The organism is Lentzea kentuckyensis (assembly GCF_002150765.1).
Lineage (GTDB): Bacteria > Actinomycetota > Actinomycetes > Mycobacteriales > Pseudonocardiaceae > Lentzea > Lentzea kentuckyensis.
The window spans coordinates 41,457-55,633 of sequence record NZ_MUYM01000019.1; the positions used below are offsets into that span (position 1 = coordinate 41,457).

A 14,177-nucleotide genomic window follows, 5' to 3' on the forward strand; every position below is an offset into this window, starting at 1 on the left:
AGGCTTGTCAGGTGGCCAAATTAGCCGTCAGCAGGCGGCGGGTGTACGCCGGGGCATTGGTCGCGAGGTAGCGGACCCCCAGGTCACGGCACAGCGCGACGTCCTCTGGGCTGTCCACCGTCCAGACGTACGTCTCGTGGCCCGCCCGCCTGGCCCGATCGACGTAATCGGGGTCGTTGCGGAGCACGTGCACGCCGGGTCCGGTGTAGTCGGCGAACGACGGCAGCGCGCCGCCGCGGTATCGGCCGAGGCGGTCGAGCAGCAACACCGTGCGGATGTCCGGCGCCTGCTCCCGGAACGCCTTAACGGCCGTTGGCGAGAACGACATCATGACGATCTGCGCGTTGAGATCGTGCTTCTTCAGCGTCTCGACGAGCTTGCGCTCGACCTCGTTGCGATACCGGACCGGGTGCTTGGTCTCGACGAAGAGCTCCACATTGGTGCCCTTGACCAGCTCCAGCAGCTCGTCGAGCACGAGCAGCTCGGCCGGCTGACCGTGACGGTGCCAGCTGCCGTAGTCGTACTTCTGCAGCTCTTCGAGCGTGAGCGCACTGACCGTGCCACGGCCGTTCGACGTGCGAGTGAGCGTGCGGTCGTGCACACACACGATCTCGCCGTCCTTCGACAACCGGATGTCGCACTCCAGGCCGTCCGCACCCTCCTTCACAGCCAGCTCGTAGGCGCCGATGGTGTGCTCGGGACGGTCGGTGGACGCACCACGGTGCGCGACGACGGAAGGTAGCTGCACAAGTACGAACGATAGTTCCTGCGCAACAATTTGAGTCATCAATCAAATGAGCGTGGACGAAACGCCGATCGCGACTTACCGTCCCGCCTTGTGACGTTCGACCAGCGTGATCCCGCGTTCATCGCCGACCCGTACCCGGCCTTCGCCGCCCTGCGCGAAGCCGGTGAGGTGCATCACCACGAGCAGATGGATGTCGCGGTCGCCGTCTCGCACGCCGCCTGCTCGGCCGTGCTGCGACATCGCTCGCTCGGCCGCATCTGGTCGGACGTGAAGCCGGTGGAGCAGTTCATGTCGTTCAACCTCCTGCATCGCAACTCGCTGCTGGAGAACGAGCCGCCCACGCACACCCGCCTGCGCCGCCTGGTCGCCGCCGCGTTCGGCCGCGGCCACGTCGAGCGCCTGCGCCCGTGGGTCGCCGACCTGGCGGACCGGCTGGTCGACGAGCTCGTTGCCCAGATCAAGGACCAGGGTCAGGCCGACCTGCTCGCCCACGTCGCCGCGCCGCTGCCGGTCGAGGTGATCGCCGAACTGCTCGGCGTCCCCGGCGAGGACCGCTACCTGCTGCAACCGTGGTCGAACGCCATCGTGAAGATGTACGAGTACGGCCTGCCCGCCGAACAGCAGCAGGCCGCCGAACGCGCCGCCACCGAGTTCGTCGCCTACCTGCGCGAGCTGATCGCGCTGCGCCGCAAGAACCCCAGCTCGGACCTCGTCTCCGACCTGGTCGCGGTCACCGACACCGACGGCGCCCGGCTCACCGAGGACGAACTGGTCGCCACCGCGGTGCTGCTGCTGATGGCAGGCCACGAAGCGACGGTGAACGTCATCGGCAACGGCGTCTACGCACTGATGCAGCACCGCTCGCAGTGGGAGCGCCTCTCGCCGTCGATGATGCCCACCGCCGTTGAAGAACTCATCCGCTACGACTCGCCGTTGCAGCTGTTCGAACGCACGGCCACCGAACGCGTCGAGATCGCCGGCCACGTCATCGAGCCCGGCGAGAAGATCGCCGCGCTGCTCGGTGCCGCCGCGCGCGACCCGTTGGTCTTCGAGAACCCGGACACGCTCGACGTCGGCCGTGAGAAGAACCAGCACCTCGGGTTCGGCATGGGCATCCACTACTGCCTGGGTGCGCCGCTGGCCCGCATCGAGGTGGAGGCGGCGCTGTCCTCGTTGCACCGCAAGCTGCCCGGCGCGGTGCTGGCCGAGGAACCGAACCGGCGTGCCGAGTTCGTGATCCGCGGCCTGCACTCACTGCCTCTCGGCAACGGTGCGTGACCGGCCGACCCGAGCACTTCGGCCAGTACATCGGCCTTTAATGAGTCAGCACGGAGGCAGTTCACCGAGCGCGTGTTTACCCTGATGATTCGGCCCCGCTCGACCGTTGATCCTTGCAGCAACCTTCCCGCCCGGCCGCCAACCCGTCCATTGGACGTCGGCGCACGGTGCGGGGACCGCGCAGGCGTCCCAGCGCTGTGGAGAAAGCCATGCGCAGACGTTTGATGATCGCGGGCGCCGCGGTGTCCGCATTCGTGCTCGGCCTGCTCGGACCCGCAGGCGTCGCCGTAGCCGGTCCGGTCGGTGTCGCAGCCGGTTTCGAGGACGACGACGCGAACCTCGCCCCGCAAGCATCGATCAACTTCGACTGGAACAGCTTCTCGCCCGCCACCTGGACGGGCACCGTCGGCACAAGAACCGCGAACAAGGTCACCTCCGGCTGGACCTTCACCGGCCTGGAGGACCGCCAGGCGACCACCTCCGACTCCGGCTTCGCCGGTGGCACCAAGCAGGACGACACCTGTCCGACCGTCGGCACGGCGAAGGCGTCCAACAAGGACGACCTCAAGCGCGTCTACGTCGCGAGCAAGACCGTCGGCACCAGTGTGTTCCTGACACTCGCGTGGGTGCGCATCCCGCAGAACACCACTTCGCCGTCCGCGCACGTGGCGTTCGAGTTCAACAAGGGCACGACGTCCTGCGGCGCGTCCGGGCTCGTGCAGCGGACCGCGGGCGACATGCTGATCGTCTACGACTTCGAGGGCGGCGGCACGCCGGTCCTGAAGCTGTCGCGCTGGATCACGTCCGGCAGCTGTGAGGTCGGCAGCAACTCCCCGCCGTGCTGGAGCGTCGCGACCACGCTGACCAGCGGTGTCGCCGAGGCCAAGGTCAACACTGCCGACCCGGCGCAGGACACTGTCGCGCCGGCGACCGAGACGCTCGGCCTGCACGAGTTCGGTGAGGCCGGCATCAACCTGACCGCCGCCGGCGTCTTCGCGCCCGGCGTGTGCGAGGGCTTCGGCAAGGCCTACGCGGTCAGCCGCAGCTCCGGCCAGTCGTCGACCGCGCAGATGAAGGACCTGGTCGGACCGGGCAACGTCAACATCCGCAACTGCGGTACCGCGGCCGTCACCAAGCTCGGCAGCGACGGCGGCAGCCAGGCCGGCGCCGTCTTCACGCTGTACAACGGCACCGGAACCGGCGGCACGGTCCGCGGCACCTGCACCGTGCAGGCGAACGGCTCGTGCACCCCGCAGTTCACCGACCTGCCCGTCGGCACCTACACCCTCGACGAGACAACGATTCCCGCCGGTTACGACAAGGATCCGACCCTGCCGTACACGTTCACCATCGCGGCAGGCGAGAACAAGTCGCTGACGTTCACCGACCCGGCCAATCCGGCGACCGTGAACGTGGCGAAGACGGACGACGCCGGCGCCGCGGTGCCAGGAGCGGTCTTCACGCTCTACAACGGCACTGGCACAAGCGGAACCGTGGTCGGCACCTGCACCACGGACGCCGCCGGTGTCTGCCAGCCGCCGTTCGCGAACCTGCCCGCGGGCACGTACACGATCGACGAGACGACCACCCCGACCGGCTACACGAAGGACTCGGACCTGCCAGAGACCTTCACCGTCGCACGCGGCGAAACGAAGAACCTCGCGTACACGAACCCGAGGACCTTCAAGGTGATCGTGCTCGTCTGCCGTGAGGCCGACAGCTCGCTGTACCCGAGCGCGGTCACGATCGACGGTCAGGCCGCGGGCAACTCGCTGTCCTCGGCGCAGGCGACGTCGGCCGGATTGAGCGAAGCGGCGCTGTGCGGCATCACGACCGGCCAGCGCGGTGGTCTGCAGACCGGCAACCACTCCGCCAACCCCGTCGCGATCAACTAACGACGCGGATACCGCTTGGGGAGCTTGAACCCGCGCTCCTTCAGCACCTTCCGCAAGCGATCCGGGTAGTCGGTGATCAGGCCGTCGATCCCGGTGTCGATCATCTCGTGCATCCGTGACTGCTCGTCCACGGTCCACGGGATGACGGCGAGGCCCTGTCCGTGGGCTTCGGTGACCAGTTCCTTCGTGGTCATCGTGTGCACCGGGGACAGGGCCTTCGCGCCGAAACTGCGAACCGCTTTGGGAACGCTGCCGCCGAAGTCGTCCAGGTTCAGCCCGCCGGTCCACGGCGAGCCTGGCCGCAGGAACTCCGGCTGCGTCAGCGCCACCAGCGGGATGCGCGGCTCGACCTCGCGCACACGCATCAAGGTGCCCCAGTCGAACGACTGGATGGTCACGTTCGTCAGGAAGCCGGACCGGCGGATCTCGCGGACAGCGCGCTGCACGAACTGTTCGCGCGGCGCGGTCTCGTGCGGCGCGGCGGCCTCGACCTTGGTCTCGATGTTGAAGCGGATGCCCCATGCGTGATGCCTGCGGGCCAGGTCGAAGAGCTCGGCCAGGGTGGGCATCCGGGCGCCCGGCGAGAGTTCCTGGTCCGGGTACTGCGACCAGCGCGTGCTGCCGCAGTCCAACGTCCGCACCTGCGCGAACGTCAGGTCCTTCACGTACTTGCCGGCGTAGGGGAACTCCGGATCGCCGGGGAACGCGGGCGCGGTGTCGAGGCACTTCGCCGGGTTCGTCTTCCGGTCGTGGGTGATGACCTCACGGCCGTCCTTGGTGATCTGGAGGTCGAGTTCCAGGGTCGTCACGCCGAGTTCGAGCGCCTTGCCGAACGCCTTGAGCGTGCTCTCCACGGTCAGGCCGATGCCACCGCGGTGAGCCTGGAGATCGAACTCCCTGTGGTGCGCCTGGGCGACGCCTGGTGTGGCCATTGCGATCACCAGAGCCCCGATGAGTGTCCGCATCAGTCCAACCTGGCACTGACCCCGGACGCCGGGAAGGTCCTTGCGTACGAACGTCGCCTGAACAGATCAGCGCGGCGAACCGGACGCGCGGAACGACCGCAGCGGCGGTTTCGGGGCGTCCTTCACCTCGAGCACCCGCATCAGCCGCACGGACGCGGCGTCCACCGGCAGCAGCAGCGTGGTGATCCGGCGGACGACCAGCGCCGTGGTGACCGCGACCGCGGCCAGCAGCAGGTCGTCGACCGTGTGCAGCAACACGCTGTCCGCCAGCGCCTGGGTGCTCTCCGTCAGGTTCTGCCACAGCACGATGACCCAGAACATCAGCCCGCTGGCGATCCAGAAGCCCCACCACCAGCGCAGCAGCATCGAGGGCCGAGGGCGTTCGTCCACGGGACGGCGCACCACCGCGTGTTCCAGTTCGGCCAGGACCGAGCCCGGCACGACCAGGTTGACGAAGGGCACGAGCAGCAGCAGGAGTGACTTCACACCCGAACGGGACGGTCCGTAGCCCGCGAGATCAGCGGCCACGTTCCGCGCGCGCCGCACCCACAGCACGGTGAGCACCAGTGCCACCGCCCAGCCGACGAACATGATCGCCGCGCTCGACACGACCATGGCGTCCGACGCGGCGACCACGTTCGCGTCGAGGGCGCCGAACCGGCTCAGCGCGAGCAGCACGTACCGCCAGATCTCGGACCCCGCCGCCCACACGGCGACGGCGGCGAGCACCCAGAGCGAGTTCTGCGCGGTCTTGCCGAGACGGCGGACGTTGTCGACCGAGTCGGCCTGCTCGACCACACCGGACACGGCCGTCGGCCAGCGCCACGCCAGCAGCGGGAAGCCCCAGCGCGGCGGGACCGGGTAGTTCGGCGGGCCGCCGTAGGACAACCGCTGCGACCGCCGCGCGGGCTGCGGGTACGCACCGGGTGGCGGAGTCGCCACCCAGTCCACGCGCATCGGCTGCAACGGCTGCACGATCAGATGACCTCGGGTTCCATGCCGTCGACGCCACCCTCGAGCGGGCGGCCCGACGCGTCCCAGTGCTGCATGCCGCCCTCGACGTTGACGGCCTCCCAGCCGTTCTCGTTGAGGTACTGAGTCACGCGGGCGGAGCGGCCGCCGGCCCGGCACACGACGTAGAGCTGCACGTCGTTCGGCACCTCTTCGAGCCGGGCGCCGATCTCGCTCATCGGGATGTGCACCGCGCCGGGTGCATGGCCTGCGTCCCACTCGTCCTGCTCGCGCACGTCCAGCAGGACGGCGCCCTCTGGCAGCACGGCGGGAACGTCGGCGATCTCCACGCTTGGAACAGTCACCCCCAGATGTTCCCATGCCGGAGGTTGCACGGACGTGAACCTCCGGCACGGGTCCACCTCTCAGAGCACCTCCGCGACGGCGGCCCCGAGCTTCACGAACTCCGCTTCCTTCAACGGCAACGTCCCGCGGGACCCCGCGACGTTGACCTGGTCGAGCCGCAACACGCGACCGTCGGCGCGGAAGACGTACAGGGACTGCGCCTGCGGGGTGGCGTCGTAGAGCTGGAACACCGTGCCGTCGCCGTTGGTCGTCCGACGGGGCGGAGCGCACGCGCCGGTCGCCCACAGCGCCCTGTCGGCAGCGGCGAACGCGCTGCCTTCGAACCGCACCCTGGAGAACCGCAAGGTGGCCGTGCCCTCGACGTCGACCGTGAAGACCTGGGTGAGGTCGTTCTCGGCGAGCTCGGGGTGCGCCGAGTCGACCCTCCGATCCGGTAGCACTGACTGTGCCAGGTCCCGCCAGGCACGCATCTGCTCGGCCGCCAGCGTCTCGCCCCCCTGGGCGAGGACAGGCGGTGGAGTCGCGTTCTCCTGGCAGATCCGGTCCCGTCGAGAAGGGTCAGCCGGCTGCCCCGGTGCCGCGGTCGCCCGCGCCCAGTTCACCGGGTCGGCGGCGCCAGGCGGCCCGGACGGCAAGGCCAGCATGCCGATTCCGATGGCCGCCACCACCGCCAGCACGCCGCCCGCGATCCCTGCTCGACGGCCGAGCACCCTCCGCCTGCCGCTGGCGAGCACGTCCTCGAGCCTCGTCGTGGGTGGCGGCGCGGGTACGTAGAGAGCTCCGCGCAGCTCGTCTTCGATGTTCATCAGGCACTCTCCGAGTTGATCGGTTCGCCGTACGCCTCGCGGAGCGTCGCCAAACCCCTGGCTGTCTGACTTTTGACGTTGCCCTCCGAACAGCCCAGCTCAGAGGCCGTCTGCTCGATCGACAGGTCATGCACGAACCGCAGCACGATGACAGCCCGCTGCCTCGGCGCCACCTGTTGCAGCGCCGCGTTCAGCTTGGCGTCGGGGTCGGAGAAACCGCCGCCCACCCCGATCTCGGGCAGGTCGGCCGCCGGCCTTTCGCGTTCGCGGCCGCGTCGCCTGGTGTCGAGGAACGCACGCGTCAGGATCGTCCTGACGTAGGCTTCCGCGCTCTCCCTCCGCACGCTCGGCCACTTCGCGTACGCCTTCACGAACGCGTTCTGCGCGAGCTCTTCCGCCTCCGACCAGTCGCCGCACAGGGCAAATGCCGTGCGTCGCGCCCAGTCGAATCTGTTCGTGAAGAACTCCGAGAACTCCTCGTCTCGTCGCACTCCGGTCCCCCAAGCTTCTGCTGCGTTCGCGTTCAATACGCGGTCAGCCGCAGCAGGGTTGCACAGAACGGAAACGGGCCGCCCCCGCAGTGGGGACGGCCCGTTTCCGGTGGTGGAACTAGTGCGCGGTGGCCTTCTCGGCGCCCGCACCGGTGAGGGAGCGGACCTCCATCTCGGCCTGCTTGACCGAGTCGGCCTTCTCCTTGGAGAGGATCGTGCCGAGGTAGCCGAGCAGGAACGCGACCGGGATCGAGACGATGCCGGGGTTCGACAGCGGGAACAGGTCGAAGTCGGCGTTCTTGAACATCGAGGTCGGCGTGCCGGAGACGGCGGGCGACAGGATGATCAGGGTGATCGTCACGGCCAGACCGCCGTAGATGCTCCACAGCGCGCCCGAGGTGTTGAACCTCTTCCAGAACAGCGAGTAGAGGATCGTCGGCAGGTTGGCCGAGGCCGCGACCGCGAACGCCAGCGCCACGAGGAACGCGATGTTCTGGCCGTTGGCGATGATGCCGCCGCCGATGGACACGAGACCGATCACGATCGCGGTGATGCGGGCGACCTTGACCTCGGAGTCCTTGTCCTCCGCCTGGCCCTTCTTGATGATGTTGGCGTAGATGTCGTGGGCGAACGACGCCGACGCCGTGATCGTCAGGCCTGCCACGACCGCGAGGATGGTCGCGAACGCGACCGCCGCGATCAGGCCGAGCAGGATCGGGCCACCGAGCTCCAGCGCGAGCAGCGGAGCCGCCGAGTTCGCCTTGCCGGGCGCCTTGTTGATCGCGTCCGGACCGACCAGCGCACCGGCGCCGTAGCCGAGGACCAGCGTGAACAGGTAGAAGATGCCGATCAGCCAGATCGCCCACACGACCGAGCGACGGGCTTCCTTTGCCGTCGGCACGGTGTAGAAGCGCATCAGGATGTGCGGCAGACCCGCGGTGCCGAGCACCAGCGCCAGGGCCAGCGACAGGAAGTCGAGCTTCGTGGTGCCGTTCTTGCCGTAGGCCAGACCGGGGCCGAGCAGCTTCTCGCCCGCCTTCGGCGCGTTGTCGACGGCGGCACCGAGCAGCCCGGACAGGTTGAACTTGTAGATGCCGAGCACCCACACGGTCATGATCGCGGCGCCCGCGATCAGCAGGACCGCCTTGATGATCTGCACCCAGGTGGTGCCCTTCATGCCGCCGATGAGGACGTAGGCGATCATGAGGGCGCCGACCACGGCGATGACCAGGGCCTGGCCACCGGTGCCCGTGATGCCGAGCAGCAGGGCGACGAGACCGCCGGCACCGGCCATCTGGGCCAGCAGGTAGAAGAACGAGACGGCCATGGTGGACGTGGCCGCCGCCGCGCGGACCGGGCGCTGGCGCATCCGGAAGCTCAGCACGTCGCCCATCGTGTACTTGCCGGTGTTGCGCAGCAGCTCGGCGACCAGCAGCAGCGCGACGAGCCACGCCACCAGGAAGCCGATCGAGTACAGGAAGCCGTCGTAACCGTTGAGGGCGATGGCGCCCGCGATGCCGAGGAACGAGGCCGCGGAGAGGTAGTCACCCGCGATCGCGATGCCGTTCTGCGGGCCTGTGAAGGCACGGCCGGCGGCGAGGTAGTCGGCAGCGGTCTTGGTGTTGCGGCTCGCCCGGATGACCACGAACAGCGTGATCAGGACGAAGACACCGAAGATGCTGATGTTGAGGATCGGGCTGGACTCGTTCACTTGCCGTCTCCCTCGATCTCACCGCGAAGCTTCTCCGCCAACGGGTCGAGGTTCTTGTTCGCGTGCCGCACGTACAGCGTCGTGATGACGAACGTCGACACGAACTGCAGCAGGCCGAAGATGAGCCCGACGTTGATGTTGCCGATCACCTTCGTGGACATGAAGCCGTGCGCGTAGTCCGCGAGCAGCACGTACAGCAGGTACCACGCGAGGAACAGGCCGGAGACGGGGAACACGAACTTGCGCAGTCGATGCTTCAGCTCGGCGAAGTCATCGCTCGCTTGGACGTCGACCCACTTCTGTGCGTCTGGGGACGACTCAGACGGGGTGTGCTCAACGGTGCTCACAGTCCCCTCCTAGCGGTACTCGTCGTAGGTGTCAGCAACGTGACGTGCACGTAATGCCTCCAGGTGCGGTCCTGTTCTTGGTCAGGAACCGTATGGAGACTTGAGTCACTCAGGTAAGACCCCGTTCGTGCCGTTGCGCCCAGCAGTCGGGTGATGCGACGAACGGTCAGTATGCGTAGACGAACAGCACTCTGCGTGACCACAATCACCGTTCACCGATTCGAGTGACCAATTTTCACCCATTTGAAACGATGACTACTCACCGTGTGCGACCAGCTCCCCTGCGCTTGTCCTGGGCCATCCTGGCCTTCTCCTCGGCCGTGCCGAAGCGTGCGATGTCGCGGTCGCGGATGAACCCCAGCGGGTCCGGCGCGTGCAGCCTCAGCAGGATCTGGTTGACGTCCGCGGGGGCGCGTCTGCGGGTCGCCTTGCTGACCACGATCATGGTCATGAACGCCAGCGGAACCGTGATCAGCGCTGGTTGGGTGATGAACGCGGGCGCCCAGCGGCCGGTGTAGGAGCTGACGACGCTCACCACCTGCGCGGTGATCACCATGCCGCCGCCGACGACGAGCCCGCACACCGCACCGACCCAGGTGAGTCCTCTCCACCAGATGCCGAGGACCAGGAGCGGGCAGAAGGTCGACGCGGCGAGCGCGAACGACATGGCCACGGTCAGTGACGCGTCGGACCGCGGAAGCAGCAGCGCCAGACCAATTGCGACGAGTCCGGTGAACACGGTTGCCCACCGGAAGTCACGAACCTTGCCCGGCATGATGTCCGTCGACACGACCCCGGCGACGGACACGACGAGTCCGGACGAGGTCGACAGGAACGCCGCGAACGCACCCGCGGCCACGATCGCGCCGACGATCTGGCCGCCCAGGTTCGGCAGCATCGTCTCCGGCAGCATCAGCACCGCCGCGTCCGTCTTCCCGTTCACCAGCAGCTGCGGCAGGTAGAGCCGGGACAGCACGCCGAGCACGGTCGGGAAGATGTAGAACAGGCCCAGCAGGTAGAGCACGTGCAACGCCGTGCGGCGGGCCGCCTTGCCGTCCGGGTTGGTGTAGAAGCGGACCAGCACGTGCGGCAGGCCCATCGTGCCGAGGAAAGTCGCGAAGATCAGCGAGTACGTCTTGAGCAGCTCGGAGATGCCGCCGGTCTGCGGGCGCGACCAGTCGTAGTTGGTCGTCGGCGAGCCCTCGACCACCGGAACCGGGCTGCCCGCGGTGAACTCCATGGTCGTGCCGGGGCTCAGCTCGTAGACGCCGCGGCCCCAGAACACCGCCCCGTCCGCTTCCCTGCCGTCGATCTGGCCGTGCACCCTCAGCGTCAGCGGCTCGTCGACGCGGACCTTGACCACCTGCTCGGCCACGGTGATCTTCTCGGCCTGCGGGAAGCGCACCACGCCGTCGTCGCTGACCGGCTGCGTGCCGCGGTGCGGCGAGGCGAGGAACACCACGAAGAGCACGAACGTGGGCGCGGCGATCGCGAAGAGCTTGCCCCAGTACTGGAACGCCTGCACCAGCGTGATCGCGCGCATGCCGCCGCCCAGCACGTTGATCACCACGATGACCGTGACGACCAGGCCGCCGAACCACGGAGGCAGGCCGGTGATCGTCGTCAGCGTCAGACCCGCGGACTGCAGCTGCGGCACCAGATACAGCACGCCGATGCACACCACGAAGAACGTGCTGAAGTGCCGCACGTTGACCGACCCCAGCCGGGCCTCGGCGAAGTCCGGCAACGTGTACGCGCCGGAACGGCGCAGCGGTGCGGCGACGAACAACAGCAGCGCGAGATACCCGGCGGTGAAGCCGATCGGGTACCAGAGCGCGTCGACGCCGTCCTTGAGCACGAGCCCGGCCACGCCGAGGAACGACGCCGCGGACAGGTACTCACCGGAGATCGCGGCGGCGTTGCGGGTCGCCGGAATCGCCCGGCGGGCCACCAGGAAGTCCGGGGTGGTGTTCGCCTTGCGGGACCCGACGTAGCCGAGCAGGAAGGTCACGGCCGCAACGGCGACGATGGCGCTGAGGCTCCAGATGGTGGCGTTCACGTCAGCGGTCGACCATGTTCACGAAGTCGCGCTCGTGCCGTTCGGCCTGCCTGCGGAACACCCACCCGACCCCGTACAGGATCGGGAAGGGCGCGAGACCGAGCACGAGCCAGGGGATGCCGATGCCAAGGATCTTCAGGTCCCCGATCTGCGGAAACAGGTAGAAGGTGATCGGCAGCAGGCACATGCCGATCAGCACCGCGAAGGCGAGCCCGAACGCGGACTTCAGCTGCTGCTTGATGAGATCGCGAACCAGCTTCTCACCGACGCTGGTCTGCTCCTCCAGCTCGATGATCGTGCGCAGCGCCTTGCCGCGCTGTTTCGTCGAGTCCGCGAGCACGACCCTGCGCCTGCGTGGTTTGCGGGCCTGCTCACCGAGCCAGGCCTCGCGGGCGGCCTGCTCGGGCTTTCCCGCGTCGTGCCTGCTCACCAGCCGCTCTTCGGCGGTCGCACGATCCGCTCCTTGAGCTCCTTGGTGTGCCGGCGGCTGACCGGGAGCTCCTTGGCACCGTCACCGGTGCCGATGACCACCGCGTAGCCGTTCGCCGTCATCCGCAGCTCGCTCACCAACGGCAGTGCGACGAGGTACGACCGATGGATGCGCACGAACCCCGCGTTCGCCCAGCGTTCTTCGAGCTGTGCGAGCGGAATGCGCACCAGGTGGCTGCCGTCGTGCGTGTGCAGACGGGCGTAGTCGCCCTGCGCCTCGACGTACCGCACGGTCGCGCGCGGCACGAGCTTGATGGTGCCGCCGAGCTCGACGGGGATGACCTCGTCGTCGGTCGGTTCGGCGGGGTTCTGAGCACTCGGCGTCGGCGTTGCGGTCGGCACGGCCGTGCGGCCCACACGGTCAGCGACCCGCGAGATCGCCTTGAGGACGCGCTCTTCGTTGATCGGCTTGTTGATGAAGTCGAGGGCGCCGACGTCGAACGCCGTGACGAGCGCGTCGCGTTCCTCCACCCCGGTCACGAAGACGAGCGCGGGCGGGTACCTGAACGCGCTGAGCACCCGCGCGAGATCCATCCCAGACAGACCGGGCATGTTGATGTCCGCGAAGACCGCGTCGACCGGCGGAAGGCCGGACTTGGTCCTCGCCATGACCTCCTGCTCGTAGTCACCCCTCAGGATGCGCAGAGCCTCGGCGGCGTCGAACGCCGTGAGGACGCGCCGGATGAGAGGACTGCTCTCGAGCAGGAACTTGATCTCGCTCAGGCCAGGAGCCTCGTCATCGACTGCGAGGACGAGGAGACCGGCGTTGTCTTGGGTACTCACTGTGTCGGGCATCTTGCCCATCAATGTGCGGTCATGTCTACGCCGGGGTAGGTCTCGACACGCCCTGCGAAACCGAACTGATGCTCACAGCCCGAATCGGGACCAGCGCGCACGTTCCTCGATGCTCGTGAGCACCTGCGTCACGAGATCGCCCGATCGGGTGGACGCGCCGGTCAGTCCGAGCTTGGCCAGCAACGGCCTGCGCGGCTCGGCGACGGTCAGTTCGGCGTCCGGGAACCGCTTCGCGATCACCGACCGGATGGTGCCGATGCCGTCGATCAGCCCCAGCTTCTGGGCCTTGGCGCCGGTCCAGATCTCGCCGGTGAAGAGCTCGTCGTCCTCGCCCTTCAGCTTGCTGTTGCGGCGTTCCTTGACCCACGCCTTGAACTGCTCGTGCAGGTCCGCGTGCAAGCCCTTGAGCCACTCGACGTCCTCGGGCTTCTCGGCCTGGAACGGGTCGAGCCGCACCTTGTTCTCGCCGGCCGTGTAGACGCGGCGCTCGACGCCGGCCTTGTCGAGGAGGTTGTTGAGGCCGAAGCCCGCGCTGACCACACCGATGGAGCCCACGAGGCTCGTGCCGTGCGCGTAGATCTCGTCGGCGGCACACGCCAGCCAGTACCCGCCGCTCGCCGCGACGTCCTCGCAGAACGCGAGCACCGGCACGTGCTTCTTGGTGGCCAGCTCCCGGATCCGCTCGGCGATCAGGGCGCTCTGGGTGGGCGCGCCACCGGGTGAGTTGATGAGGAGAGCCACGGCGATCAGCCGCTCGTTGTCGAACGCGCGGTTGATGGCCGACTCGACGTTCTGGAGGCTGATCGTGTTGCGCGCGACCGGCGAGGACTGCGGGGTGATGACCCCGTGCAATCGCACCGCCGCGACGACCGGAGGCCGTTCACCCCGGTCCATGACCCTCGGGAGCCGGGCCGCGATCTTGTCCGTGACGCTCATGTACTCGACAGTACGTGCGTTTCGCGGCCACGCGGGAGCCTCGATGGTGGTCGGTTGCTCCCGCGTGACCTGGAACACGTGCTGGCAGGTGCGGTGCTAGGTTCGGCGGGTGACGTTCAACCCGATCCGCTGGCTCGAGCGCTATGTCGAGTGGTGGGACGACCGGGGCAGGCAGAACGCCGCCGGCCCCACGCCGATGCACATCTACTGGATGTGGGTGAGCTGGAGCGTGTGCGCCGTCGTGCTGATCACGACTTTGGCGGTTGCAGCACGCTGACCTGCGGTGCCGCGCTCAGCACCTGCAGCTGCTGAAGCCCTTCGCAGTGCACTTGATGCAGAC

At 68.0% G+C, this 14,177-nt stretch carries 15 protein-coding genes; 3 read left to right on the plus strand and 12 right to left on the minus strand.

Translation table 11 applies throughout. The features are described from left to right. Positions 1–7: 7 nt before the first annotated feature. On the minus strand, positions 8–748 hold the full coding sequence (locus tag B0F77_RS12380) for a glycerophosphodiester phosphodiesterase family protein (protein ID WP_245848005.1): 741 nt from the start codon (positions 746–748) through the stop codon (positions 8–10). Between the two features lie 90 nt (positions 749–838). On the opposite strand from B0F77_RS12380, the gene B0F77_RS12385 reads away from it, so the two are divergent. Further along, entirely contained in the window at positions 839–2,026 is a 1,188-nt protein-coding gene (locus B0F77_RS12385) for a cytochrome P450 (protein ID WP_086663001.1), read from the plus strand. Between the two features lie 209 nt (positions 2,027–2,235). Next, a complete protein-coding gene (locus B0F77_RS12390; RefSeq protein ID WP_143466692.1) occupies positions 2,236–3,921 on the plus strand; it encodes an MSCRAMM family protein in 1,686 nt (561 codons plus the stop codon). Here the strand turns inward: B0F77_RS12390 and B0F77_RS12395 are convergent. The 11 genes from B0F77_RS12395 to B0F77_RS12445 form a co-directional block, all read right to left on the minus strand. Beyond that, positions 3,918–4,886, minus strand: coding sequence for a glycerophosphodiester phosphodiesterase (locus B0F77_RS12395; protein WP_086663003.1), 969 nt, complete (start codon positions 4,884–4,886; stop codon positions 3,918–3,920). The genes B0F77_RS12390 and B0F77_RS12395 overlap by 4 nt on opposite strands. A 66-nt stretch (positions 4,887–4,952) precedes the next feature. Beyond that, positions 4,953–5,861, minus strand: a complete 909-nt coding sequence (locus tag B0F77_RS12400) for a DUF4328 domain-containing protein (RefSeq protein WP_245848006.1) — start codon at positions 5,859–5,861, stop codon at positions 4,953–4,955. 2 nt (positions 5,862–5,863) lie between these two features. Beyond that, positions 5,864–6,208, minus strand: a complete 345-nt coding sequence (locus B0F77_RS12405; protein ID WP_245848007.1) for a rhodanese-like domain-containing protein — start codon at positions 6,206–6,208, stop codon at positions 5,864–5,866. 54 nt (positions 6,209–6,262) lie between these two features. Continuing rightward, positions 6,263–7,009, minus strand: coding sequence for a hypothetical protein (locus B0F77_RS12410; RefSeq protein WP_086663005.1), 747 nt, complete (start codon positions 7,007–7,009; stop codon positions 6,263–6,265). Next, positions 7,009–7,500, minus strand: a complete 492-nt coding sequence (locus tag B0F77_RS12415) for a SigE family RNA polymerase sigma factor (RefSeq protein WP_086663006.1) — start codon at positions 7,498–7,500, stop codon at positions 7,009–7,011. Before B0F77_RS12415 ends, B0F77_RS12410 begins: the two co-directional genes overlap by 1 nt. A gap of 118 nt (positions 7,501–7,618) precedes the next feature. Then, the gene (locus B0F77_RS12420; protein WP_086663007.1) at positions 7,619–9,211 is read right to left on the minus strand and encodes a solute symporter family protein; all 1,593 of its coding nucleotides are present in this window, start codon (positions 9,209–9,211) and stop codon (positions 7,619–7,621) included. Beyond that, the gene (locus tag B0F77_RS12425; protein ID WP_086663008.1) at positions 9,208–9,558 is read right to left on the minus strand and encodes a DUF485 domain-containing protein; all 351 of its coding nucleotides are present in this window, start codon (positions 9,556–9,558) and stop codon (positions 9,208–9,210) included. The genes B0F77_RS12420 and B0F77_RS12425 overlap by 4 nt, the downstream gene beginning before the upstream one ends. A 259-nt stretch (positions 9,559–9,817) precedes the next feature. Beyond that, positions 9,818–11,617 (minus strand): sodium/solute symporter, encoded by a 1,800-nt coding sequence (locus tag B0F77_RS12430; RefSeq protein ID WP_086663009.1) that lies wholly within the window; start codon positions 11,615–11,617, stop codon positions 9,818–9,820. A 1-nt stretch (position 11,618) separates the two neighbouring features. Then, complete coding sequence (locus B0F77_RS12435; RefSeq protein WP_086663010.1) at positions 11,619–12,047, minus strand: hypothetical protein; 429 nt, start codon at positions 12,045–12,047, stop codon at positions 11,619–11,621. Continuing rightward, complete coding sequence (locus tag B0F77_RS12440; protein WP_086663011.1) at positions 12,044–12,910, minus strand: LytR/AlgR family response regulator transcription factor; 867 nt, start codon at positions 12,908–12,910, stop codon at positions 12,044–12,046. Before B0F77_RS12440 ends, B0F77_RS12435 begins: the two co-directional genes overlap by 4 nt. Before the next feature lie 63 nt (positions 12,911–12,973). Next, on the minus strand, positions 12,974–13,837 hold the full coding sequence (locus tag B0F77_RS12445) for a S49 family peptidase (protein WP_086663047.1): 864 nt from the start codon (positions 13,835–13,837) through the stop codon (positions 12,974–12,976). A 109-nt stretch (positions 13,838–13,946) separates the two neighbouring features. Between B0F77_RS12445 and B0F77_RS48675 the strand changes: the two genes are divergently transcribed. Then, positions 13,947–14,114, plus strand: a complete 168-nt coding sequence (locus tag B0F77_RS48675) for a hypothetical protein (protein ID WP_166048541.1) — start codon at positions 13,947–13,949, stop codon at positions 14,112–14,114. The last annotated feature ends 63 nt before the right edge of the window (positions 14,115–14,177 follow it).

What these genes read in the sequence shown, in the direction of transcription:
- B0F77_RS12440 (WP_086663011.1), bottom strand. Translation starts at nt 12,910, where the DNA reads ATGGGCAAGATGCCCGACACAGTGAGTACCCAAGACAACGCCGGTCTC.
- B0F77_RS12395 (WP_086663003.1), bottom strand. Translation starts at nt 4,886, where the DNA reads ATGCGGACACTCATCGGGGCTCTGGTGATCGCAATGGCCACACCAGGC.
- B0F77_RS12410 (WP_086663005.1), bottom strand. Translation starts at nt 7,009, where the DNA reads ATGAACATCGAAGACGAGCTGCGCGGAGCTCTCTACGTACCCGCGCCG.
- B0F77_RS12445 (WP_086663047.1), bottom strand. Translation starts at nt 13,837, where the DNA reads ATGAGCGTCACGGACAAGATCGCGGCCCGGCTCCCGAGGGTCATGGAC.
- B0F77_RS12390 (WP_143466692.1), top strand. Translation starts at nt 2,236, where the DNA reads ATGCGCAGACGTTTGATGATCGCGGGCGCCGCGGTGTCCGCATTCGTG.